The 22,750-nt window shown below is 70.6% G+C and carries 19 protein-coding genes; 6 read left to right on the top strand and 13 right to left on the bottom strand.

The window, feature by feature from the left end:
* Nucleotides 1-84: 84 nt before the first annotated feature.
* Nucleotides 85-1,065, bottom strand: a complete 981-nt coding sequence (locus AB0I79_RS22490; protein WP_357875862.1) for a hypothetical protein — start codon at nt 1,063-1,065, stop codon at nt 85-87.
* Nucleotides 1,066-1,527: 462 nt separating this feature from the next.
* Complete coding sequence (locus AB0I79_RS22485) at nt 1,528-2,481, bottom strand: winged helix-turn-helix transcriptional regulator (protein ID WP_357875860.1); 954 nt, start codon at nt 2,479-2,481, stop codon at nt 1,528-1,530.
* 277 nt (nt 2,482-2,758) lie between these two features.
* Here AB0I79_RS22485 and AB0I79_RS22480 point away from each other — a divergent pair, with 277 nt between their 5' ends.
* Nucleotides 2,759-3,313, top strand: a complete 555-nt coding sequence (locus tag AB0I79_RS22480) for a hypothetical protein (RefSeq protein ID WP_357875858.1) — start codon at nt 2,759-2,761, stop codon at nt 3,311-3,313.
* A gap of 149 nt (nt 3,314-3,462) precedes the next feature.
* On the opposite strand, the gene AB0I79_RS22475 is transcribed toward AB0I79_RS22480, so the two are convergent.
* The 9 genes from AB0I79_RS22475 to AB0I79_RS22435 all read right to left on the bottom strand — a co-directional run bounded on the left by AB0I79_RS22475 (nt 3,463) and on the right by AB0I79_RS22435 (nt 12,907).
* Nucleotides 3,463-5,046, bottom strand: coding sequence for an FAD-dependent monooxygenase (locus AB0I79_RS22475; RefSeq protein ID WP_357875856.1), 1,584 nt, complete (start codon nt 5,044-5,046; stop codon nt 3,463-3,465).
* 92 nt (nt 5,047-5,138) lie between these two features.
* On the bottom strand, nt 5,139-5,429 hold the full coding sequence (locus AB0I79_RS22470; protein ID WP_357875854.1) for an MTH1187 family thiamine-binding protein: 291 nt from the start codon (nt 5,427-5,429) through the stop codon (nt 5,139-5,141).
* Between the two features lie 67 nt (nt 5,430-5,496).
* Nucleotides 5,497-5,817, bottom strand: a complete 321-nt coding sequence (locus AB0I79_RS22465) for a hypothetical protein (protein ID WP_357875852.1) — start codon at nt 5,815-5,817, stop codon at nt 5,497-5,499.
* Between the two features lie 10 nt (nt 5,818-5,827).
* On the bottom strand, nt 5,828-6,505 hold the full coding sequence (locus AB0I79_RS22460; RefSeq protein ID WP_357875850.1) for a uracil-DNA glycosylase: 678 nt from the start codon (nt 6,503-6,505) through the stop codon (nt 5,828-5,830).
* Nucleotides 6,506-6,574: 69 nt separating this feature from the next.
* Entirely contained in the window at nt 6,575-7,951 is a 1,377-nt protein-coding gene (locus AB0I79_RS22455; RefSeq protein WP_357875849.1) for a M1 family metallopeptidase, read from the bottom strand.
* A 72-nt stretch (nt 7,952-8,023) separates the two neighbouring features.
* Entirely contained in the window at nt 8,024-8,935 is a 912-nt protein-coding gene (locus AB0I79_RS22450; protein ID WP_357875847.1) for a carbohydrate ABC transporter permease, read from the bottom strand.
* The gene (locus AB0I79_RS22445; RefSeq protein ID WP_357875845.1) at nt 8,932-10,314 is read right to left on the bottom strand and encodes an ABC transporter permease subunit; all 1,383 of its coding nucleotides are present in this window, start codon (nt 10,312-10,314) and stop codon (nt 8,932-8,934) included. The genes AB0I79_RS22450 and AB0I79_RS22445 overlap by 4 nt, the downstream gene beginning before the upstream one ends.
* A 12-nt stretch (nt 10,315-10,326) precedes the next feature.
* Nucleotides 10,327-11,652 (bottom strand): ABC transporter substrate-binding protein, encoded by a 1,326-nt coding sequence (locus AB0I79_RS22440; RefSeq protein WP_357875843.1) that lies wholly within the window; start codon nt 11,650-11,652, stop codon nt 10,327-10,329.
* Nucleotides 11,653-11,659: 7 nt separating this feature from the next.
* On the bottom strand, nt 11,660-12,907 hold the full coding sequence (locus tag AB0I79_RS22435) for an ABC transporter substrate-binding protein (RefSeq protein ID WP_357875841.1): 1,248 nt from the start codon (nt 12,905-12,907) through the stop codon (nt 11,660-11,662).
* A gap of 129 nt (nt 12,908-13,036) precedes the next feature.
* Between AB0I79_RS22435 and AB0I79_RS22430 the strand changes: the two genes are divergently transcribed.
* Genes AB0I79_RS22430 through AB0I79_RS22420 form a run of 3 tightly spaced genes read left to right on the top strand, consistent with a single transcriptional unit; the run spans nt 13,037 to nt 16,532 of the window.
* Nucleotides 13,037-13,543 (top strand): PadR family transcriptional regulator, encoded by a 507-nt coding sequence (locus tag AB0I79_RS22430; RefSeq protein WP_185109639.1) that lies wholly within the window; start codon nt 13,037-13,039, stop codon nt 13,541-13,543.
* Entirely contained in the window at nt 13,540-14,268 is a 729-nt protein-coding gene (locus tag AB0I79_RS22425) for an ABC transporter ATP-binding protein (protein WP_357875839.1), read from the top strand. Before AB0I79_RS22430 ends, AB0I79_RS22425 begins: the two co-directional genes overlap by 4 nt.
* The gene (locus AB0I79_RS22420) at nt 14,265-16,532 is read left to right on the top strand and encodes an FtsX-like permease family protein (RefSeq protein ID WP_357875837.1); all 2,268 of its coding nucleotides are present in this window, start codon (nt 14,265-14,267) and stop codon (nt 16,530-16,532) included. The genes AB0I79_RS22425 and AB0I79_RS22420 overlap by 4 nt, the downstream gene beginning before the upstream one ends.
* On the opposite strand, the gene treS is transcribed toward AB0I79_RS22420, so the two are convergent.
* Nucleotides 16,519-18,231: a maltose alpha-D-glucosyltransferase gene (gene treS / locus AB0I79_RS22415; protein WP_357875835.1), complete on the bottom strand. Its 1,713-nt coding sequence runs from the start codon at nt 18,229-18,231 to the stop codon at nt 16,519-16,521. The genes AB0I79_RS22420 and treS overlap by 14 nt on opposite strands.
* Before the next feature lie 264 nt (nt 18,232-18,495).
* Nucleotides 18,496-20,133: an asparagine synthetase B family protein gene (locus AB0I79_RS22410; protein WP_357875833.1), complete on the bottom strand. Its 1,638-nt coding sequence runs from the start codon at nt 20,131-20,133 to the stop codon at nt 18,496-18,498.
* 138 nt (nt 20,134-20,271) lie between these two features.
* Here AB0I79_RS22410 and AB0I79_RS22405 point away from each other — a divergent pair, with 138 nt between their 5' ends.
* Both AB0I79_RS22405 and AB0I79_RS22400 read left to right on the top strand, forming a co-directional pair.
* On the top strand, nt 20,272-22,119 hold the full coding sequence (locus tag AB0I79_RS22405) for a hypothetical protein (RefSeq protein ID WP_357875831.1): 1,848 nt from the start codon (nt 20,272-20,274) through the stop codon (nt 22,117-22,119).
* 10 nt (nt 22,120-22,129) lie between these two features.
* The gene (locus AB0I79_RS22400) at nt 22,130-22,744 is read left to right on the top strand and encodes an anticodon-binding protein (protein WP_357875829.1); all 615 of its coding nucleotides are present in this window, start codon (nt 22,130-22,132) and stop codon (nt 22,742-22,744) included.
* The last annotated feature ends 6 nt before the right edge of the window (nt 22,745-22,750 follow it).

The following is a 22,750-nucleotide window of genomic DNA, read 5'->3' as shown; positions in this document are numbered from 1 at the left end:
GAGGTGCAGGGGGTTCGCCTCGGCGCGCGTGGAAGCGGTGCTCCTCGGCGGGGGAGGTGGGCCGCTGGTGCGGGGCGGCCCGGATCATGCCGCCAGGACTCGTGCCGGCTCTGGGGCGCCGACGTCGATCGAGGTCAGGGCGGCGTGGTGGGTGGCCTGGGTGGCGCAGAGCCAGTCGTTCAGCGAGCCGGTGAACCCTGAGGGCGGGCCGACCTTGAGGCAGGTGATCTGGCCTGTGCCGGGCGCCGGGCCGACCTTCAGGCGGCGGATGCTGCCGGTGCGGCCCAGCTCTCCCGTGTCCGCGTCGTACGGGGTCAGGCGGACGCCGAAGGGGAAGCCGCCGTCGGGCTGGTCGGCGGGCTGGATGTGGAGGAAGTCGTCGATCTTGCGGTCGGTGGCCGCCGGGTGCGTGGCGAGGTAGGAGAGGTGGTCGGTCAACAGGCGGTTGGCGACCGTGCGCAGGAGGTTGGTGGCGCACAGGTTGTGGGCGCAGGCGGCGCCGTCCAGGGTGATCTCCGGGAGGGCGAAGCGGCGCAGGCCCCGGGACGTGACGCGCAGGCAGTCGCACGCTCCCATGTCGGACGGGTCCCAAGGCGGGCAGGTGGCGGCGTCGTGGACCTGGACGTCCCAGGACAGCCAGTCGTCGTCCAGGCGGAAGTGGGTGGGCTCGCCCGCGCATCTGCCGCACGTGAGGATGGTCGAGTCGGTCAGCGGGTCGATCAGGAGGCCGTCGCTCTCCCTGGCCAGGGCCCTGGCTGAGGCGCGGGCCACCTGCACGGTGGTGGGGAGCCTGTGCGGGGGTGCGGTGGTGGACACGATGACGTGTTGTTTCGTACGGCGGAGGCGGCGTCTCTCGTCGTCCGTGAAGGTGGTGGCCGTCGGTTTCCACGGGGTGGGGTGGAGGGTCACCTCGAGTGTGCCCTGGGCTGCTGAGGTGATGGCGGCGCGTTTGAAGGGGCCGCCGACGCGCCACGGGACGAATGACTCGACGTCGAAGGGGGCTTGCTCCATCGCGACGATGAACTGGGTGGTCATGGTGCGGGGGAGGGGGATTGTGATCTTCATGGTGGGGCCTCTGGGTGGATGTGGTCGGGGTGGGCTGGACTCACGTCCGGACCTCGGTGGGATTCGGAGGCACTCAGGATCTGGGACGAGGGGTGGCGGGCGAGGACTGGAACGGCGTTCTGTGGATAAGCAGTGAAAGGGGTGGTCAGCCTGTGGAAAACCTCGGGGCGGCTGGGTTGCGCTTGGTGTATGGCGAAGAGCCGGCGGAGAGCCAAGGCCGAGGGCGCCCGGGCGGCAAGGGGTGACGGTGCGCAGGGTGGTGGGTGAAGGCCCTGCGGGGATGAGGGCGCATGGAGGAGCGCGGGCGCGGGTGCGTGGGACCAGGGTGCGGGACGGAGGAGGGCCCGAGGGCCAAGGCCGCGCGGAGGCGGGTGCCCCGGGCACGTGGAGGAGCGCGGGCGCGAGGAGGGTCGAGGGCCAAGGCAGCGCGGGGGTGGGGCGGGTGGAGGGCAGGGGTGAGGGTCAGGCGAGAGTGCGGGCCGCGTCGGTGGCTTCGGTGATGGCTGCGGGGATGTCCAGCACCGGGAAGATGACGTGGCGGATGATCCGGTAGCGGTCGATCACCAGGATCAGGCGCTTGAGCTTCAGGTCCTGACCGGCTCGGAACGTCGGCAGCCGCAGAGCCGCTGCCAGGCGCAGGTCCATGTCGGAGAGCAGGGGGAACGGGATCGACTCCGCGGCGGCGAAGGCGGCCTGCTGGTCCGGGCGTTGCGTGCTGACGCCGTGAACCGCGACACCGGCGCCGGCGAGCTCGGGATGCCGGTCACGGAACAGCCGGTTCTCCAGCGTGCATCCGACGGTTCCAGGCACCTGGTCCCAGTCCGGCGGCAGGGAGGTGGCCGGGCCGGTCGAGGGATAGGCGAACAGGATCGTGGCATTCGCGTCGGCGACCACGTCGAGCTGGGCGGGGCGGGGTGAGCCGGCGACCACGTCGAGCTGCGCGGGGCGGGGCGAGCCGGTGGGCAGGGCGAGGGGAGCAGGGTTGGGCGAGCTGGTGGGCAGGACGAGCGGGGCGGGCACCTTCGTGCCGAGGAGAGCGTGTACGCGCGAGATCTCCGTCCCTCCGGCCCGGGGAGCCCCCGTCACGGACCCGTCCCCCAGCAGCCACCGATCGGCCCAGTCCTGCATGCTGATCAGCGTCGGCGCCAGCGCCCACCCCGTCTCCGTCAGCACGTACTCGTGCCGCATCGGCCGCGCCTGATACGGCTCCCGGGTCAGCACCCCGTGGTCCACCAGATGCTTCAGCCGTTCGGTCAGCACCTTCCGTGAGATGCCGAGCTCGCGCAGCAGGTCGTCGAAGCGGCGGTGCCCGCGCGTCACCTCGCGCACGATCAGCAGGCTCCACCAGTCGCCGATGACGGACGCCGCCTGGGCGATCGAGCACTGGATGTCCTGCTCGCGCAGCTCCCTGACCATGGCGTGACCTTACCGCACAGTGAGTCTCTAATGGAAACTAATTCGGTTTCCGAAGGAGACTCAAGGGGTGAGTGAGGTGGCGAGGGCTGACGGCATCGGCCGGGTTGGCGGCGGTGGTGCTGCCGGTCGCTGTGATGGCGCTGCGGGGAAGAGGAGATGCTGGCGCAACTTGCAGGACGACTGAGACTGTTCTGACCTGGTTTGTTAGGAAATGTCCATGGTCATCCTGAACCGAATGGCGACGTGTGTCCGTCAAAGTGTCGTGATCCCGTTTGAGATGATCGACGAAGATCTGCACACGGCACGCCGGCGGGCGCGCCGCTGGGACGAGCTGCACGAGAGCCGCACGGCGATCACCGGCATGATGCGGGACGCCGGGCAAGAGTTCGACGCCACCGTGGAGGCCGGGCTGGGGGCGTACACGAGGGAGCTGGCGACCGTGGAGCGGGAGCTGGCGGAGGTGGGGCCGGCCCGAGAGCTCTACGAGGAGCTGCTGGTACGCCGGGAGCGCCGCATGACGGGATCGGCCGATCCGCGGGGCGCTGAGCTGCTGGAGATCGGGCGGATGCTGGCCGAGCTGGACGTCGAGCTGCCCGCGCGGGAGCGCGCCAGGGCCGCCGGGTTCGCGGTGCTCGACGGCGGAGGCGATCGGGAGGAGACGGTGGCCGCGTTCGTCAGGGACGTCGGTGCGCTGGGCATGACCGTCACGCCGGACGTGGCCGACGGCGAGGTGGAAGGGGTGGTGGCGGGGCTGGAAGAGCGTTGCGCGGAGCTGGGACGGCTGCGCGACACGCTCCATGCCCGGCGTGAGGAGCTCCTGCTGGCCGGTTGAGGAGCGAACCGGGCTGCCGTTCAACGGCGCGGCGGTTCCGGTTGGGCCTGCCATGCAACGGCCGGTGGTTCCGGTTGGGCTGCCGTTTAACGGCCGGCGGTGACTGATCAAGGGTCGGCGTCGGCTGATCGGGGGGCCGGCGTTGCCGGTCAGCGGCTGAGGATCTGCCGGAGGACCCGCTCCAGCGTGGCCGCCGGGTCCGCGACCGGCTCCGGCGACCGCCAGGCCACGTACCCGTCCGGCCGCACCAGTACGGCGCCGCCCCCGCTGACGCCGTACCGCTGCTCGAAACACCCCTCCACGTCCAGCAGCTCGTCATCCACCGGCAGCCGCGTCAGCCGCACCCCGAGCCGCTCCTTGACCACCCGCCCCGCCTCCATCCACGCCTGCCGGCCCTGCTTGGCGGCCAGGAGCACGAAGCCGTCCCCGAACAGGTCGATGGTGGAGATGCGCTGCCCGTCCCAGTCGAGCACGACGTGCGGCGCCCGGCTGCCGGGCCGCCCGCCGGCCAGGCGCGGGTCCTCCAGGATCGAGCCGTCGTCGCCGGGCTCGTCAAGGATGGCCGTGGAGTGGTAGCGGTGCCCGAGCAGGGTGTGCAGGAGATCCGCCTGCCGCTCCGGGTAGCCGATGCGGCCGGCGGGCGGCATGCGCGCGCCGAGCTCGGCGAGCTGCGCGTCGGCGGTCAGCGTCCCGATCGGGCGGCGTTCGGCGTCGTAGGTGTCCAGGAAGGCGGGCCCGGCCTGCCCCGTGAGCACCAGCCACAGCCGCCAGGCCAGGTCGGCCCCGTCCTGCAGGGCCGTGCTGCCGCCCTGGCCCCCGGTGGGCGGCATGGTGTGGGCGGCGTCGCCGGCGAGGAAGACCCGCCCTGCCCGGTAGGCGCCGGCCAGCTCGTGCGCGATGCCGAACGTGGCCCGGTCGAGGATCCGCACGTCCAGGCCGGGCCGGCCGGTCGCCAGGCGTACCAGCTCGGCGCAGCGCTCCACGGCGATGGGGCCCTCGTCCTCCGTCTGGTGGACGCTGAGCACGTGCGCCCCGGCCCCCGCGCCGGTCACCAGCGCGCCGGTGAAGGCGTCGTTGCGCAGGTACCACAGCGTGACCTCGCGCTCGCGCACCAGGTCCGACAGGTCGGCGTCGAACATGATCGAGCACATCCGGCTCAGCGTGCCCCTGCCGGAGGTGGGCACGCCCAGCGACCGGCGCAGCGGGCTGCGGTGACCGTCGGCGGCCACCACGTAGTCGGCCCGTACGAGGCTGTCGCCGTCCTTGCCGCGGATCAGCGCCGTCACGCCGTCGCCGTCCTGTTCCAGCGAGACCAGCTCGGTGGAGAAGCGCAGGTCGGCGCCGAGCTCCTCGGCCTTGACCCGCAGCACGCGCTCGATGTCGGCTTGCGGCGCCCCCACCGGCGCGGCAGGCGTGAGCTCGGCCAGGAGTGCGTACTCGGCCTGCCCGCCGTCGGTGATCAGGTGGGGCTCGGGGTCGGCCAGGTCGCGGGCGATCGCGATGCGCATGCCGTCACCGATCCCTGCCCAGATGCCGGCGAGCTCGTCCTCGATCCCGGGTACGGGCCGCAGCAGCTCGACGGCCCGCGGCCCGACCCCGAACGCCTTGGGCTGCACGGAGGTGCTCGGACGCCGCTCGACCAGCGTCACGGGCACCTCGCGCCAGGCCAGCAGCGTCGCGGCGCTCAGGCCCGCGTACCCGCCGCCGACCACCAGAACGGGCACTCGCTCCATTGATTCCACCTCCGGGCACGCGTACTATCGCGTCTGCGTCGAGCAACACGATATGACGCGTCCGCCGAAGGGTCAAGATATATCGCGTTTTGTCAGGAGAGGTGGCGCTCCAGGGACTCGAGCTTGGCGGTCATGCCGTCCGTGACGCCCTCGCGCAGGTCGGCCTTGAGCACGAGGCTCACCCGCGGCGCGACCTCGGCCACGGCGTCCACGGCGCGCTTGACGACGTCCATGACCTCGTCCCACTCGCCCTCGATCGTGGTGAACATGGCGTCGGTTCGGTTGGGCAGCCCGCTGTCGCGCACGACCTTGACGGCGCGGGCGACGGGCTCGGCGACCCCTTCGCCGACGCCCAGCGGGGTGATGGAGAAAGCGACGATCATCAAGGCTCCTCAAGAAGGGCAGCGAAAAGCCACGACGTCCGCAGAACGCCGTGGCCGCCGCAGTACGTCACGCGTGGTCGTGCTCTTCTTCCTCTTCCTCGCTCGGCCCCTCGGACGGCTCCACACCGAGCACGGCCTCGCGGGGCTCGATCTCGCTGATGTGCTCGACGAGCTGCAGCACGTGGTCGGGCTCGATCAGCCACTGCAGCGCCGAGGCGCCGGAGTCGTCGGAGGCGACCAGCTCGGCCTGCTCGGTGCGCTCCTCTTCGGTCAGATCGGCGTCGGGATGCCTGATCTCGGCCAGCGCCGCGGCCTGCAGCGCGTCCATGTCGAGCACCTCCACGGTCAGCTCGACCGTCAGGCGCAGGAACTTCGGTTCATCACTCATGGCGACGATGCTAGGGCAGCTTCCACTCGACAGGCGCCGCGCCTTGCTGCACGAGCAGTTCATTCGCCCGGCTGAACGGCCGCGAGCCGAAGAAACCGCTGCGCGCCGAGAGCGGCGAGGGGTGCGCGGACTCGATGCGCGGCACCTGGCCGAGCATGGGCGCCAGGTTGCGGGCGTCGCGGCCCCACAGGATGGCCACCATCGGCTTGTCACGCGCCACGAGAGCGCGGATGGCCTGCTCGGTGACCTGCTCCCAGCCCTTGCCCCGGTGCGAGGCGGGCTTGCCGGGCATCACGGTGAGCACCCTGTTGAGCAGCAGGACGCCCTGCTCGGCCCACGGCGTCAGGTCGCCGTTGGACGGCCGGGGGAGACCCAGGTCGGTCTCCATCTCCTTGTAGATGTTGACCAGGCTGCCGGGCAGCGGCCGCACGTCGGGCGCCACCGAGAACGACAGCCCCACGGGGTGACCGGGCGTGGGGTACGGGTCCTGGCCCACGATCAGCACCTTGACCTCGTCGAAGGGCTGGTTGAAGGCACGCAGCACGTTGGCGCCGGCGGGCAGGTACTGCCGGCCTTCGGCGATTTCCTTGCGCAGGAACTCTCCCATCACGGAGATCTGCTCGGACACGGGCTCGAGCGCGCGTGCCCATCCTGCTTCGACGACTTCGTTCAACGGACGACCGGCCATGGCCGTTGAGCTTAGCCAGGTCTGGTACGGCTTGCGGCCCGAACCCGGGGACAAGCCGTACCAGAATGATCACAACGACGGCTTGCCGGGCTTGAAGAGCCACGCGTCGAACAGGGCCCCGAGGTCCCTGCCCGACACGCGCTCCGACAGGGCGACGAAGGCGGCGGTGTCGGCGTTGCCGTACCTGTACTGGGTCGCCCAGGCCCGCAGGATCGCGAAGAACGGGTCGTCGCCGACCGTGCGCCGCAGCACGTGCAGGGTCATCGCGCCGCGGTCGTAGACGGGGGCGTGGAAGAGGTTCTCCGGGCCGCCGGGGTCGGCGGTCGGGGTCTGCCAGAACGCGTCCTCGGCCGGCCGCGCGTACGCCTCGTCGAAGGCGGCCTGCACGCTCTGCGTCCCGCGCTGGTCCGCCCAGAGCCACTCGGAGTAGGTGGCGAAGCCCTCGTTCAGCCAGATGTCGCGCCAGAGCGTGGGCGTCACCGAGTTGCCGAACCACTGGTGCGCCAGCTCGTGCGCGATCAGCGACTCGCCGGGCACGCGCGGGTAGATGGGCCGGGTCTGCGTCTCCAGCGCGTAGCCGACCTCGGGCGCGTGGTCCACGATCCCGCCCGTCGAGGAGTACGGGTAGCGCCCGAAGAGCCGGCTGAAGTAGTCGAGCATCGGCGGGTGCCGCTCGGCGAAGCCCGTGGCGTCACCGGTCGCCTGGGGGTCCACCGCGGTGGTCACCCGGTAGCCGCCGATCCGGCGGTCGGTGAGCTCGAACGTGCCGATCGACACCGTGGCGAGGTAGCTGGCCATCGGCTCGCGAGAGTTCCACACGTACGTCGTCCGCCCGCCCTTCGAGGCCTGGCGCACCAGGTCCCCGTTGGCCACCGCCACCCGGGAGCTGGGCACGGTCACCGTGAACCGGTACGTCGCCTTGTCCGTCATGTGGTGGTTGCCGGGGTACCAGGTGATCGCGCCCTGGGGTTCGTTGGCGTTGAACACGCCGTCGCCGGTCTTGATCCACCCGTCCATGGAGCCGTCGGGGTCGATGACGTGGGCGGGGTTGCCGTCGTACCGGACCACGACCGAGAAGCCGCGCCGGTCGCGCAGCGTCCTGGCCGGCGTGACCACCAGCTCCGAGCCGCTCTGCGCGTACGTCGCGGGCCTGCCGTCCACGGTCACGGACCGTACGGACAGCGTGTCGACGAGGTCGAGGTTGAAGCGGCTGAGCGCCTGCGTGGCCCGTGCCGAGAGGGCGGCGCGGCCGGACAGGCGTCCTGAGGACGGCTCGTAGTCGAGCGTGAGGTCGTAGTGGAGGGCGTCGTAGCCGCCGTTGCCCTGGCCGGGGAAGTACGGGTCGCCCGCGCCGGGCGCGCCGGGCGTGCCCGCCGGGGAGGCGGCGGCGGGGGTGAGGGGAAGCGTGAGGAAGGCTGCCGCGGTAAGAGCGAGAAGACGCTTCATGAAAAAGCATCGAAAACGCCCGAATGGGCGTTACGGCGGGCGCCCGCCGCGAGAAGGCGGGCGCCCGTCACGTCACTTGACCGAGCCGGCCATCATGCCCTGCACGAAGTACCGCTGGAACGCGAAGAACAGGACCAGCGGGATGATCAGCGACATGAACGCGCCGGACGAGAGGATGTCGGTGTTCGACCCGAACTGCCGCATCTGAGACTGCAGATACTTGGTCATCGGCTGGTTCCCGGTGTCGGCGAAGACCAGCGCGATGAGCATGTCGTTCCACACCCACAGGAACTGGAAGATGCCCAGCGACGCGATGGCGGGCTTGCCCAGCGGGAAGACCACCGAGACGAAGATCTTCCACTCGGGCGCCCCGTCCATGCGCGCGGCCTCCAGCAGCGAGGCCGGGATGCCGACGAAGAAGTTGCGCAGCAGGAAGATCGCGAACGGGAGCCCGAACGCCACGTGGAACAGCACCACGCCCAGGATGCTGCCGAAGATCCCGGTGCCGCCGTAGAAGGTGGCGATGGGGATCAGCGCGATCTGGATGGGCACGATCAGCAGCCCGACGACCACGAGGAACGCCGCGTCCCGGCCGGGGAAGTCCATCCACGCGAACGCGTACGCCGCCATGGCCGCGATGCCGATCACCAGGACCGTGGTCGGCACGGTGATCAGGACCGTGTTCCAGAAGGACGTGGTGAACCCGCTGCCCAGCAGGTTCGCGTAGTTCTGGATGGTCAGCTCGGCCGGCTTGGTGAAGATCGTCCACCAGCCCTCCGCGCTGTTGACCTGGTTCGTCCGCAGCGAGACGACCAGCAGGCCCAGCGTCGGCACCAGCCAGAACAGGCCCAGCAGGATCATGACCACCTGGACGGCGCCGCTGCCCAGCCGATCGACGATCTTGCTCACCACGCCCCTGCGCGGCGTTCCCGACTCCAGCCCGGACGGCCCCGCGGACGCTGCCGCGGCTGTCGCGGTCGTCATGAGTCTCCCCTCCTGAACCGCCGGATGTTCATGACCATGAAGGGAAGGACCAGTACGAGCAGGAAGATCGCCAGCGCGCTGCCCAGCCCCTGGTTGTTCCCGCCGCCGAACGACACGCGCCACATCTCCAGCGCGACCACGTTCGCCTGTGGTTGCACCGACGCGGGCGCGATGATGAACACCAGGTCGAACACCTTCAACGTATTGATGATCATCGTCACGAAGACGACGAGCAGGACCGGCGACAGCAGCGGCACGGTGATCTTCCGGAACACCTGCCACTCCGTGGCGCCGTCGATGCGGGCCGCCTCCAGGGCGTCGCGGGGGATCGCCGCCAGCCCGGCCGCGAGCAGCACCATGGCGAATCCGGCCCACACCCAGACGAACGCGCCGATGATCGCGGGCGTGATGAGCGTCGGGCCCAGCCACTGCAGGCCGCCGTACGAGGCCTGGAAGTTCGACTGCGGCAGCCGAACCGTGTAGGACCCGGGAGCCAGGCCCTCGAAGCGGAACGTGCCGTCCTCGGCCGTCGTGGCGGTGGCCGCGACCTGGCCGTTCTGGACCGCCTCGACGGTCATACCCGGCAGGCCCTTCTCGGTGCCGTCCACGGCGCCGCTCTGGCCGCCGCCGCCCTGCGTGAAGTCGAACCAGACGGTGCCCGACAGGCCGTCACCGGCGGGCGCGGCCTTGGCGGTCTGGGCGTTGGACGGCATGATGTCCGGCTTGACGCCGACGATCGGAATCAGTACCGGCTGCCCGGCCTGAACGGGCTGCTTGGTGACGACCGCGCCGTTCTCGGCGGCGACCTGCGACTGGTCGCCCTCGCGCGGCCGGGCGTCCGGATAGCCCTGGGAGGAGGAGAACGTGTCGGCCACGGTGGTGAGCACGGCGTTGGCCAGGCCCTTGTCCGGGCTCTGCTCGTAGACGAGGCGGAAGATGACGCCCGCCGCCATGAGAGAGACCGCCATCGGCATGAACACGATCAGCTTGAACGCCGTCGCCCACCTGATCCGCTCGGTCAGCACCGCGAAGATCAGGCCCAGCGTGGTGACGATGATCGGCGCGACGATCACCCAGATCAGGTTGTTGCGGATCGTGGTCAGCATGCCCTGATCGGTGAAGATCGAGACGTAGTTGCCGAGCCCCACGAACTCTTCGAACCCGTTGGCGCCGAACAGGCTTCGGACGATGGAGTAGACGATCGGATAGACCACCCAGATCCCCAGCAGCACCGCTGCCGGGAGGAGGAAGGCGATGGCGACCGCCGGCGAGGGGCCGAGGCGTCGTTGCTTGCGGGGGGTTTCAGCCGGTCCGGTTGAGGTGCCGCCCGCGGCCTGCGCCGCGGGCGGGTCCTGCCGGCCGTCCAACCGTTCGGTCACGGCCTTACCTCTTTACTTCCAGGCCTTCTTGGCCTCTGCTTCGAGCGCCTCCTGGGTGCCCTTGACGTCGCTCGGCTTGCGCAGGAAGTCCTGCAGCACCTTCCACTCGCCCTTGCCGTCGGTGGCGCCGAAGGCGCTCGGCGCCAGGTCCGACATGTCGTAGCGGACGGCGTCGCCGGCCGAGACGATCGTCTGGCCGAGCTGCTTGGTCAGCTCGTCCGGGTAGTTGTCGGGCGAGACGTTCTTGTTGGGCGACAGGTAGCCGGGCAGCTTGGCCCAGACCTCGCCACCCTCCTTGGAGGCCAGGAACTGCACCAGCGCCATCGCGCCGGGGGAGTCCTTCATGGCCACGGCCACGTCGCCGCCCAGCACGACCGGGGTGGTGTCACCGGCCTTGGGGAACGGGAAGTACTTGGCCTCCTCGCCGACCTTGGCGCCCGCGTTCACGGCCTCGACGGCCACGAAGTCGGCCTCGATGACCATGGCGGCCTTGTCGGTGCCGTAGACCTTGGTCACGCAGGTCGGGAAGTCGGTCTGCATGGTGCCGGAGGTGCCGTCGACCAGGTAGTCGTTCTTGCCGGCGATCTGCGCGATCTTCTCCAGCGCCGCGCCCACCGTCGGGTCGGTCCACGGGATCTCGTGCTTGGAGAGCTTGTCGTAGTTCTCCGGGCCTGCGGTGGACAGGTAGACGTTCTCGAAGAGGTCGGTCAGCGTCCAGCCGGAGGCGCCGCAGAACGAGAACGGCGGCGTGCCGGAGTCGGCGACGGTCTGCGCGGCCTTGACCAGCTCGTCCCAGTTGGTCGGCGGCTGCACGCCCGCGTCCTCGAACGCCTGCGACCGGTACCACACCAGCGACTTGTGCGCCGCCTTGACCAGCACGCCGTACACCTTGCCGTCGACGGAGCCGAGCTCCTTCCAGTACGGCGTGTAGTTGGTGTCGACCTCCTGGACGACCTCCGGGGTCAGCGGCTTGAGCGCGTTCTGCTCGACGTACTGCTGCACCAGGCCCGGCTGCGGCAGGATCGCGACGTCCGGCGGGTTGTTGCCCTGGATGCGCGGGCCGAGGTAGGCGCCGGTGTCCTCGCCGGTGGAGGCGTAGGTGACCTCGGCGCCGGTCTTGTCGGTGAAGGCCTTCAGCACCTGCTCGAAGTTCTTCTGCTCGGCGCCGGTCCACTTGGCGGCTACCTCGAGCTTGACGCCCTGGAGCGGCTTGGCGCCGCCGCCGGTCGCCGATGCCGATCCCGCCGCCGTGGGCTCGGACGTCGTCGGCGCGTTGCCGCAGGCGGCGACGGCTACCGCGAGCCCGGCCAGGATCGCTGCTGCTCTGCCTTTTCGCATGGCTGCCTCACTGGGTTCTGATGATTTCTTCGAGTTCGGACTTCATGGAGGCCGCGACGTCGTCAGCGGTCTCGGGGGAGGGGTCGCCGAGCGCCTTGGCGACCGAACTGGCGATCACCAGGCTCAGCTGGTTGTAGTTCGCGCTCACCGGCCGAGGCCGGGCCGCGAGGATGCTCTCCTTGAGCACGGGCAGGTAGGGGAAGCGCTCGATGAGCTCGGGGTCGTCGTAGAGCTCGGTCCACACGGGCGGGAACGAGCCCTCGGTGAGGACCCGGCGCTCGTTCTCCAGGCTCGTGAAGTAGCGGATGAACTCCTGGGCGGTGTGCTGGTGCTTGGAGTAGGCGCTGATGGCCAGGTTGGCGCCGCCCAGCGTGCTGGAGCCGGGGCCGTCGAGGCCGGGCAGCCGGGTCACGCCCAGCTTGTCGCCCAGCTCGGCCTTGGCCGGTCCGTACGCGTGCGGCCAGTTACGGGCGAAGGCCAGCCTGCCCTCCTGGAAGGCCAGGCGCGACTCCTCCTCCTTGTAGCTCAGCGACTCCTTCGGGATCCAGCCCTCGCGCAGGCCCTGGAGCAGGAAGTCGAGTGCGACCCCGCCCTTGGCCGGGTCGAGGGTCACCTCGGTGCCGTCGCGGCTGACGAGCTCACCGCCGGCCGACTGCACGGCCTCGGAGAAGTTGACCGTGAGCCCCTCGTAGGCCAGGAACTGCCCCGCATACCCTCCTATGTTGTGCTTTTTCGTGATCTCGCGTGATCGGTCGCGAAGCTCGGCCCAGGTCCGCGGCGGCTTCTTGACCAGGTCTTTCCGGTAGTAGAGCAGCCCAGCGTTGCTCGTGTACGGAACGGCCCAGAGCTTGTCCTTGTAGACGGCCGTCTCCACGACGGGCGGCAGGAACCTGTCGAGCGGGAACAACCCGCGCTCCAGGGGGATGATCCAGCCGTTCTCCGCGAATTCGGCAGTCCACACCACGTCGAGCCCCAGCACGTCGTACCGGCTGCTCTGGGCCTGCAGGTTGGCCGCGATCTGAGCGCGTTGCTCGTCGGCGGCCTCGGGCAGCTCCAGCAGCGTCACCTTCTCGGCCGGGTGGGCCTGGTTCCAGCGATCCAGCAGGGGTTGCAGGTACGCCGTGGTGTCGCGTCCGGTGGCGAAGGTGATGGGCCCGGTTCCGCCCGTCCCCTTGTCGCCGCCGCCCTCGTCCCCCGCCGCCGCGCAGCCGGCCGCCAGGGTCACGGCCAGCAGCATCGGCAGGAGGCGAAGCACCCTGTTTCCTCCACGTTCAAGTTGAATTACATACGTGTTAGGTAGATGCATTCATGTTATGCACAGCGGTAATCTGAAGGTCAACAGATTGCTCTGTAACGCGTACGTAACAGAGCGGGGAGGAGAGCGGTGCGGCCTCACCTGCTGGCGCTCCTGGCGAAAGAGCCTGCCCATGGCTACGAGCTCAAACAAGCGCTTGAGCAGACCTTCGGCAGTGCCTATCCCTCGCCCAACATCGGGCAGATCTACGTCACGCTCGGCAGGCTGGAGAAGGACGGTCTCATCAGGGCCGTGGACGTGGAGCAGTCCAACCGGCCCAACAAGAAGGTCTACTATCTGACCGCGAAGGGCCGCGAGTCGCTCGAAGCCTGGGTGGACGAGCCGACCGAGGGTCCCAGGGTGCGCGACGAGTTCTTCATGAAGCTCGTGCTCGCCCCGCTCACCGGCATCGCGGACCGGATGGCGCTGATCAGCCGTCAGCGCCGCCACTATCTGTCGCTGATGAGCGACCTGAACGACCTGCTGTCCCGCACCGCGCCGACCGATCGGGTGGCGATGCTGCTCATCGAAGGGGCCATGTTGCATCTGCAAGCGGATCTTGACTGGCTCGAACGATGCCAGGAGGATCTGGCATGAGCCCGGTTGTGAAAACGGTCAATCTGGTCAAAATCTACCAGGATGGCGCGGTGCCCGTGCCCGCCGTCCGCGGGGTGGATCTCCAGGTCGAGCCGGGAGAGTTCGTCGCGATCATGGGCCCGTCGGGGTCCGGCAAGTCCACGCTCGTGCACATGCTGGGCGGCCTCGACGCGCGCACCAGCGGCGAGATCTGGCTCGACGGCAAGCGCGTGGACACGCTCTCCGAGAGCGCGTGGGCGCTGCTGCGGCGCAAGAAGATCGGCTTCGTCTTCCAGTTCTTCAACCTGGTCGCCAACATGACGGTGGGCGACAACGTCGAGCTGCCCGCGCTGCTGTCCGGGGCCTCACCCAAGGTGGCCCGCGAGCGCCGCGAGAGCCTGCTGGCCGCGCTCAACCTGACCGATCGGGCCGACGCCGCGCCCGCCCAGCTCTCCGGCGGCGAGCAGCAGCGGGTGGCGCTGGCCAGGGCGCTGGCCAACAAGCCCAGCCTGCTGCTGGCCGACGAGCCCACGGGCAACCTCGACAGCCGCAACACGCGCGACGTGCTGCGCCTGCTGAGCGACGTGCACAAGGAGGGCCAGACCATCGTCATGGTCACCCACGACGCCCGCGTCGCCAGCCTGGCCGACCGGCTCGTGTCGCTCTTCGACGGCGAGATCGTGGACGACGGCCGCATCGCGCGCCGCCGCACGCGCACCGCCGGCGAGGTGATCGACCTCCGATGAGCACTGTCCTGGCCGGTAGCCGGTGGATCAGGGCCGACCTGCGGGCCAGGACGGGGCAGGCGGTGCTCACCGTGCTGGCCGTGGCCGGCATCGTGGCCGCGCTGATCACCGCGGCGACCCTGCTCGAAGACGGCACGAACCCGTGGCGGAGCCTGTCGGCCCAGACCGACGGGGCCCACGTCTGGATCTACACCAAGGACAGCCCCCAGGTCGCGCTGGGCGCCATCGACGGCGTGACGCAGACCGCCGGCCCGTACCGCTCCGCGCCCGTCACGGTGGCGCAGAACGGCAAGAAGGAGCCGGCCTCGCTGCGCGCGATGCCCGCCACCCCGCCCGCGGTGGCGCACCCCGTGGTGGCGGAGGGCCGCTGGCTGGACCCGTCGCAGCCCGACGGGGTGGTGGTCGAGCGCTCGTTCGCCGGCTCGCTGGGGCTGCGCATCGGCGCGCCGTTCACGATCATCACGATCAACGGCGAGCGCCACACGCTCTACGTGCGCGGCATCGCCGACTCGGCCGACCAGGGCTTCTACCCCGAATGGACGCCGGGCCTGGCCTACGTGCTGCCCTACATGCTCGACCGCATCGAGCCCATGCTGGGCCGCAGCGAGTGGGTCACCGGGCTGCGCCTGGCCGACCCCGAGGCCTCGCAGGTCGTCTCGCAGCGCGTGGTCGTGCTGCTGGAGGACCGGCTGCAGCGCGTCTACACCTGGCGCGAGGTCAGGGCCGCCATGGAGCTGGACAACCGGCTGCTGGGCACGCTGCTCGCGCTGTTCGGCGTGGTGGGGCTGGTGGCCGCCGCGCTCGCGCTGGCCAACGCCGCCGGCGGCCGGGTGCTGGGCCAGCTCCGCGACCTGGCCACGCTCAAGTCCATGGGCTTCACCAGGGGCCAGGTCGCGCTGCTGCTCCTGGTCGAGCACGGCGCGCTCGGCCTGCTCGGCGTCGCGATCGGCACGCTGGTGGGCTGGGGCGTGATGGCGGCGATGCTCGGCGCCGGCTCCGTGGCGCCCATCCCCGTGCTGGCCATCGTCGCGGGCACGGCCCTGGTGGTGCTGGCCGCCGTCGGCGTGCCCGCCTGGCGGGGCGGGCGCACGCCGCCGATCCCCGACGTGCCCGCCGCGCCGCCGCGGGGCCACCTGTCCAGGCTGGCCCGCCTGGCCCTGCTCGTACGCCTCCCCCCCGCGCTCGTCCTGGGCACCAGAGACGCCTTCACCCGCCGGGTGCCGGCGTTCCTGACGGCGTTCGGCCTGGCCGTGCCGATGATGATGACCACGATCGGGCTCGGCGTGTGGGCGACGCTGGACAACTTCTCCGCCCATCCCGAGCAGGTGGGCCAGTACGCCGCCCTGTACGTCAGGCCGGGCAAGGAGGACCCCGCCGTCGCCGAGCGGCTCGCCGCCCAGGACAAGGACGTGGCGGAGGTATATCCGGGCACCGACGTGAACGCGCTGGCCCCGGGCGAGGCCCGTTCCGTTCGGGTGCGGGCCATCGGCAGCTCGACGAGCCCGTACCCGTTCCCGGTGGTCGAGGGCCGCATGTACGCCCGCCAGGGTGAGGCGGTCGCCGGTCAGGGGCTGCTCGACCTGCTCGGGATCAAGATCGGCGACCGGGTGCGGCTCACCGTGGGCGGCACCCCGCTGATCGTCAGGATCGTCGGCAGGACCGTCGAGCCCGAGCAGGACGGCGAGGTGCTCTCGGTGGGGCTCGACAGCCTGGCGGCCAAGGACTCGGTGCCGCCGGAGTACTACGCGCTCGCGCTCAAGCCGGGCGCCGACCCGCTGGAGGTGCGCGGCCGGCTGCTGGCCGTCTCGGAGGAGGGCCTCGACGTGCAGGCGGCGGTCAACCCGGCCGACCGGCTGGCGATCATCCGGGTGGTGATCGTGGCGCTGATCGCCGTGCTGACCCTGATCGGCCTGGCCAACCTGCTCACCGCCAGCGCGCTCGGCCTGCGTGACCACGCCTTCGACCTGGCCGTGCTCAAGGCCATGGGGCTGACCCCGCGCCAGGTCATGGCCACGCTGGTGACCGGCACGGGGCTGCTGGTGGTGCTGGGCGTGGGCGTGGGCACGGTGGCGGGCATCTCCGTCGTCACCGGGCTGATCGACTGGCAGGGCCACACCAGCGGCGTCGGCGCGGGCATCGGCCGCGCGCCGTCGCCCCTGACGCTGGCGGTGGCGGTGCTGGTCGCGGTGGGCACGGCCCTCGCGGTCGCGCTCATCCCGGCGCGCCGCGCGGCCCGTGCCCAGGTGCCGGTCACCTCTCGCTGAGGCTCTCCTCGGGCCGCTTGAGCGCGAACCAGTAGAAGCCGTGCCCCGGCAGGGTGAGCAGGTAGGGCAGCTCCCCGATCGCGGGGAACGGCACCCCGCCCCTGGCCTCGACCGGCGTCATGCCCTCGAAGCGCCGCAGGTCCAGCTCGACCGGCTGCGGGAACTTCGACAGGTTGTTGACGCACAGCATCACATCGGCGTTGTCCTCGCGCACGTACGTGAGCACGCAGGGGTTCGACGACCACATCTCGGTGTAGGCCCCCACGCCGAACACCGGGTGCCTGCGGCGGATCTCCAGCATCTTGCGGGTGAAGTGCAGCAGCGACCCCTCGTGCCGCTGCTGGGCCTCCACGTTGACCGCCTGGTAGCCGTAGATCGGGTCCATGACCGCGGGCAGGTAGAGCCGGCCGGGGTCGGCCGAGGAGAACCCGGCGTTGCGGTCGGGGCTCCACTGCATCGGCGTGCGGACCGAGTCGCGGTCCTCCAGCCAGATGTTGTCGCCCATGCCGATCTCGTCGCCGTAGTAGATGACCGGCGAGCCGGGCAGCGACAGCAGCAGCGCGGTGAACAGCTCGATCCGGTCCCTGTCGTTGTCGAGCAGCGGGGCCAGGCGGCGGCGGATGCCCAGGTAGGCCCGCATGCGCGGGTCCTTGGCGTACTCCTTGTGCATGTAGTCGCGCTCTTCCTCGGTCACCGTCTCGAGCGTGAGCTCGTCGTGGTTACGCAGGAAGATGCCCCACTGCGCGTTCTCCGGCAGCTTGGGCGTTCGGGACATGATCTCGGAGATCGGCTCCCGGGTCTCCTTCTTGACCGCCATGTAGATGCGCGGCATGAGCGGGAAGTGGAAGGCCATGTGGCACTCGTCGCCGCCCGTGGTGGGGTCGCCGAAGTACTCCACCACGTCCTCGGGCCAGCCGTTGGCCTCGGCCAGCAGCACCCGGTCGGGGTAGAGGCGGTCGACCTCCGCGCGGATCTTCTTCAGGTACGCGTGCGTCTCGGGGAGCCCGGCGCACGCGGTGCCCTCACGCTCGAACAGGTACGGCACCGCGTCCAGCCGGAAGCCGTCGATGCCCAGGTCCAGCCAGAACCGCAGGACCTCCAGCATGGCCTCCTGCACCGCCGGGTTGTCATAGTTCAGGTCCGGCTGGTGGTGGAAGAAACGGTGCCAGTAGTACTGCTTGCGCACCGGGTCGTAGGTCCAGTTGGACTCCTCGGCGCCGATGAAGATGATCGGCGCGTCGGGGTAGCCGCCGGGATGGTCGGACCACACGTAGAAGTCGCCGTACGGCCCTTCAGGGTCGTGCCGGGACGCCTGGAACCAGGGGTGCCGGTCACTGGTGTGGTTCATCACGAGGTCGGTGATGATCCGCAGGCCCTTTTCGTGGGCCTGCTCGATCAGCGCCACGAAGTCCCCCAGGTCCCCGAAGTCAGGGAGGATCTTCATGTAGTCCGAGATGTCGTATCCGCCGTCACGCAGCGGCGACTCGTAAAGGGGCAGCAGCCACAGGCAGTCCACGCCGAGCCACTCGAGATAGCCGAGCTTCTCGATGAGACCGCGCAGGTCGCCGGTGCCGTCGCCGTTGGAGTCCTTGAACCCCCGGACGAGAACCTCGTAGAACACCGCCCGCTTGTACCAGGCTGGGTCCTCCGAGACGAAGGCCTCGGAGATCGGCTCCGGCGATGGGGATGCGTTGATCATGATGTCGCTCACAGGAAGAGATGTGGGCAGGACGAAGTCACCGGTTGCCCCGGCGTTGTTATCTGGTGACCGCGCCGCGTGGAGTCGTCATCCCTGCGAACTCCACTGCCCTCGAACGGGACCGGATTTGTGATCTGGTGCCCGTTTGTGCGGCGCTTACGGGCCGAACACTACCAGCCCGTTGGCTTTCCGGAACCCGCTTCTGCTGTGCGACGTGTAATACCCGCGAGATCGGGATGTAATCGCCATGTTACCCAGAGTTCGCTAAAAAGGCGTGGCCAGGTCGGAGAGGTCGCTCTCGAAGTCGTTCAGCCAGAGGCCGAACAGCACAAGACCGCGCACCCAGAACCGGTCGTTCCAGCCGTTGAACCTGGTCAGCGCGTCGGGCTCGCCCGCGACCACCTCGTGCAGCTCATCCGACAGCAGGTTCGGCACGCGGTTGACCAGAACCTCCAGCATGCGGTGCGCATAGGCGCGGGCGGGAGCGGCCGTGGAGCGCAGCGGAACGCGCTGGAGCGGCTGCTTGATCACGTTCGTCGAGGGCAGAGCGGCCACGCGCGGGTTGGCCGCGTACAGCACCTCGCGGTAGAAGCGGCCCTTGTCCTTGCGTGCCACGCCGACCGACAGCGCGGCGTCGAAGAACTCCGGATGGATGAACGGCGCCGCGAACGACGCCTCGGGGCCCACCAGGTTCACCGCCGAGCGCGCGATGCCCCGCACCGTCCTGGTGTGCAGCACCGACAGCGGCAGCTCGGCCCGGTGCCCGTGGAGCATCGAGGTGGCGGCCTGGAACTGCTCGCGCACCGTCTCGTCCATCCACTGCGCCGCGGCCTTCGACAGGAACGGCTGCGTCGGCTGCCCGAGCGAGAGCGAGGCCAGCACGGCCGCCGACCGCCCGGCCTGCGTCGTGGCCTCCAGCGCGGCCCCGCTGACCATGAAGTTCTTCAGCAGCGGCCCGCCGGCCAGCCCGTCGACGAGGATCCGGCCCGCGCCGTGCACCTCCTTGGCGAAGGGCGCGTACCAGGCGTGGTGCGGCGTCAGGTACTCCAGCCTGCGCGCCACCTCCATCGCGTCGGCCGGATAGTCGGCGGCGTCCTGGGTGATCACCCGGTGCGGGATGCCCAGCTCCCTGGTGATCGACCTGGCGAAGGCGATGTCGGTGTCGGTGCCGTCGTCGGGGCTGGTCGTCCACGACTCCACGTCGAACCCGCGCGCCCTGGCCACGCTGGCCAGCAGCCGCGAGTCGTAGCCGCCGCTGACCGGCACCAGCAGCCTGCGCCCGGCGTAGTCCTCGTACACCCCGTGCAGCAGCTCGACGATCTCCCGCGGGCTGATCCACTTCTCGTACGGCTCCGTGCGCAGCCAGCGCGGCAACCGCCGCTCGGTCGCCAGCCGGTCGTGCTCGAACACCAGCGCGCTCGCCCCGGGCAGCCGCTTGACCTCGGTGTACGGGGTCGCCTCACCCAGCGGGAACGTCACCTGCAGGATCGAGGCCCACGCCGACCAGTCGATCTGGACCGGCACGAGGCTGAGCAGGGGCTGGATCAGCGAGGAGAAGTAGACCGCCTCGCCCAGCCGTACGTAGTAGACGTCCACCAGGCCCAGCGCGCCCGTATGCAGCGTCACCTTCCGCCCGTCGCCGATCAGCCCCGGCGTCTCGAACGTCTCCGCGACCGTGATCCACTCGTCCTCGGCGGCCTTCGGCCTGCGTTCGCCCCAGGCGAAGGCGTACGAGTCGCCCGCGCGGTGGTAGGGCGGCAACGGTGAGGAGCTGAACAGCGCCGCGTCGGCCGACTGCAACGCGGGCCAGACCTTGGGCCCCGCCGCCATCAGCTTGCCGAGCACGGCGGTGTCGATCCGGCCGAGAGCGCCGCAGACGTAGGGCCGCACGTTGAACTGCACCGGATCTCAATCCCTTCGAGACGCTTCTCGGCAAAGAGTATCCTTTGGCGGGCTACGAGAGCGGAGGTCCGGTTCGCGAACGTAGTGAGTGAACGATGCGACGCAGCGTCTTGACGCCGGACCGACGAAGGAGGACCGGTGTCTACTGAGCTAGAGAGCACGCGGCGGGCGTTGCGCGATGCGATCGCGCAGGCCGAGCGGGCTGCCGAGCTGGCCAGGCTGCTGGACGCCGCCCAGGCCGAGCTGGCCGCGGCGCAGGAGAGCACCGAGGAGGCCAGGGTGCTGGCCGAGCAGCTCAGCGAGATCGAGGAGCGGCTGGCCGCCGAGCAGGCCACCTCCGACAAGCTGCGCAGGGAGCTGGCCGAGCAGCGCTTCCAGGCCGAGGTGGCGCAGTGGAAGCTCTCCTCGATGAAGGTCGCCCGCTGGAGCCGGCTCGGCGACGCCATCAAGAGCGGCAAGAGCAACCCGGTACGCCTGGCCAAGGGGCTGAGGGGCGCCGCCAAGCCGGTCAAGCGCCCCGTCGCGCCCAAGCGCAGGCCGGTGGCCGGCTCCGCCAAGCCCAGGGACGAGCGCCCAGGAGCCGCCTTCCAGGCCACCAGCACGACCAGGACGCTCGGTGGCGCCTCCTTCAAGCTCAAGCCGTACCGCGTGCCGACCGGCCCCAACACGCGCCCGCACCTGACGGCCGCGGTGATCGCCGACCCGCACGCCGAGGCGCTGCTGCGCTACGAGTGGCGCCAGACGACCGGCTTCACGCCCCGCGACTTCGCCAGGGTGCTCCCCCTGGAGGTGCCGCACCTGCTGGTCGTCGAGTCCGTCACGCAGGGCCCGTGGGCCGAGGAGATCACCGGCGAGCCGGGCGAGGGCCTCAAGGCGCTGCTGGCCTGGTGCGCCGAGCGCGGCATCCGCACCGTGTTCTGGCACACCAAGGGCGAGGTGTCGGCGTACGCGGCGGCGGCCGACCTGTTCGAGCACCGCTTCACCGCCGACCTGACCGTGGCCTGGCCGCGGCTGCAGTACGGCGTGCAGCCCCGGGTGCACAACCCGCTGCCGCTGGCCGGAGGCCGCATCGACCGGGTGCTCACGCTCGACCAGCTCCTGCCCGAGCACCTGTCGTACCCCGACGTCCTGACCTCCTACCGCTGGCCCGCCGCCGCCGACTGCCCGCCGGGCACCCCGCAGTGGCGGCTGGCCGAGATCGCCGCCTGCGGCACGTCGATCGGCACCGAGGCGGACAGCCGGCGGGCGCACGTGGCGCTGCGGCGGGCGTACTCGATGGGCACGATGAGCGAGCGCGTCGACGAGCTGCTCGACGCCATCGGACTGCCCAGCGCCCGGCCCACGCTCAACACCTCCGTCCTGCTGCCCGTGCTCGACCCGTACCTGCTGGAGCACGCCCTGGCCCAGGTCGCCAAGCAGTCCGGGGTGGACCAGCTCATCGTCATCGGCCCGCCGGAGGCCGAGCTGCGGGCCCGCGACGTGCTGCCGGACGTGGAGGTCATCCACCGCCGCCCGCACGCGGCGATGACCGAGGGCGCCATGCTCAACGCCGGCATCGACCTGTGCGAGGCCGACCTCGTCGCGGTCATGGACCCGCGCGACGTCTACGGCCCCCACTACCTGTCGGACCTGCGCCGCGCCTTCCTGTTCAGCACGGCCGACATCGTCGGCAAGGCCGCCTTCTACGCCCACCTGCGCAAGCCCCAGGCCACGCTGCTCAAGCAGCCGGAGGCCGAGTACACCTACCTCCCAGAGATCGCCGGCGGCACCCTGCTGGCCCGCCGCAACGCGCTGCGCGAGCTGGGCTTCGCCGACCTCACGGAGGGCTGGGACGAGGTGCTCATGCGGCAGTGCCGCACGGACGGGATCAAGGTCTTCTCGGCGGACCGGTTCGGCTACGTACGGGTGCGCGACGAGGACCGCTGGCTCCTGGGGGCCGCACACCTGGTCGAGTACGGGTCGGCGGAGCCGCACGCGCTCATCTAGGGTCGTCCCCGTGACACCTGGTGAGCTGGCCGGGGTGCTGGGCGAGCCGCCCGTGCCCGAGGGGACGTGGGAGCGCGAGGCCGTGTACGTCTCCGCCGCGGCCCTGCGCCGCCGCCTGCCCGCCGGGGAGCTCGCCGCCCGGGTGCGGGAGCTCGACGGGGTGGCCGCCGTGGAGGTCCGGGGACAGGGTTTCCTGCGGATCGTCCTGACCGAGCCTGTCGTGGACCTGGAGCCCGTGGCCGTACCCTTCGAGCCCGCCTGGCCGGACTTCCCGCGCACCTGGGACAACCCCGGGTTCGTGGTGCGGTACGGGCACGCGCGGGCCTGTGCCGTGCGGAGGTGGGCCGGGCAGCTCGGGGTGCCGGCGGGGTTCCGGCCCGAGGAGCTGTCCGACCCGTACCACCGGCGGGTGCTGCGCGTGCTGGCGGAGCTGCCGGGGAGGCTGGCCGGCCGGGAGCCGGGGTGGGAGAGTTTTCTCCTGCGGCTCGCGCTCGCCTACCACGACGCGCACGAGCGGGCGCCCGCCGTTCCGGTGGGGGACGAGGAGCCGGGGCCGGTGCACGCGGCGCGGGTGCGGGTGGCGGACGTGGTCGGCAAGGTGCTGCCAGGCCCCGACCGGTTGTAACGTGTC

This window comes from Nonomuraea sp. NPDC050202 (assembly GCF_040656115.1).
GTDB lineage: Bacteria > Actinomycetota > Actinomycetes > Streptosporangiales > Streptosporangiaceae > Nonomuraea.
This window is presented reverse-complemented; position numbering and strand designations above follow the sequence as displayed.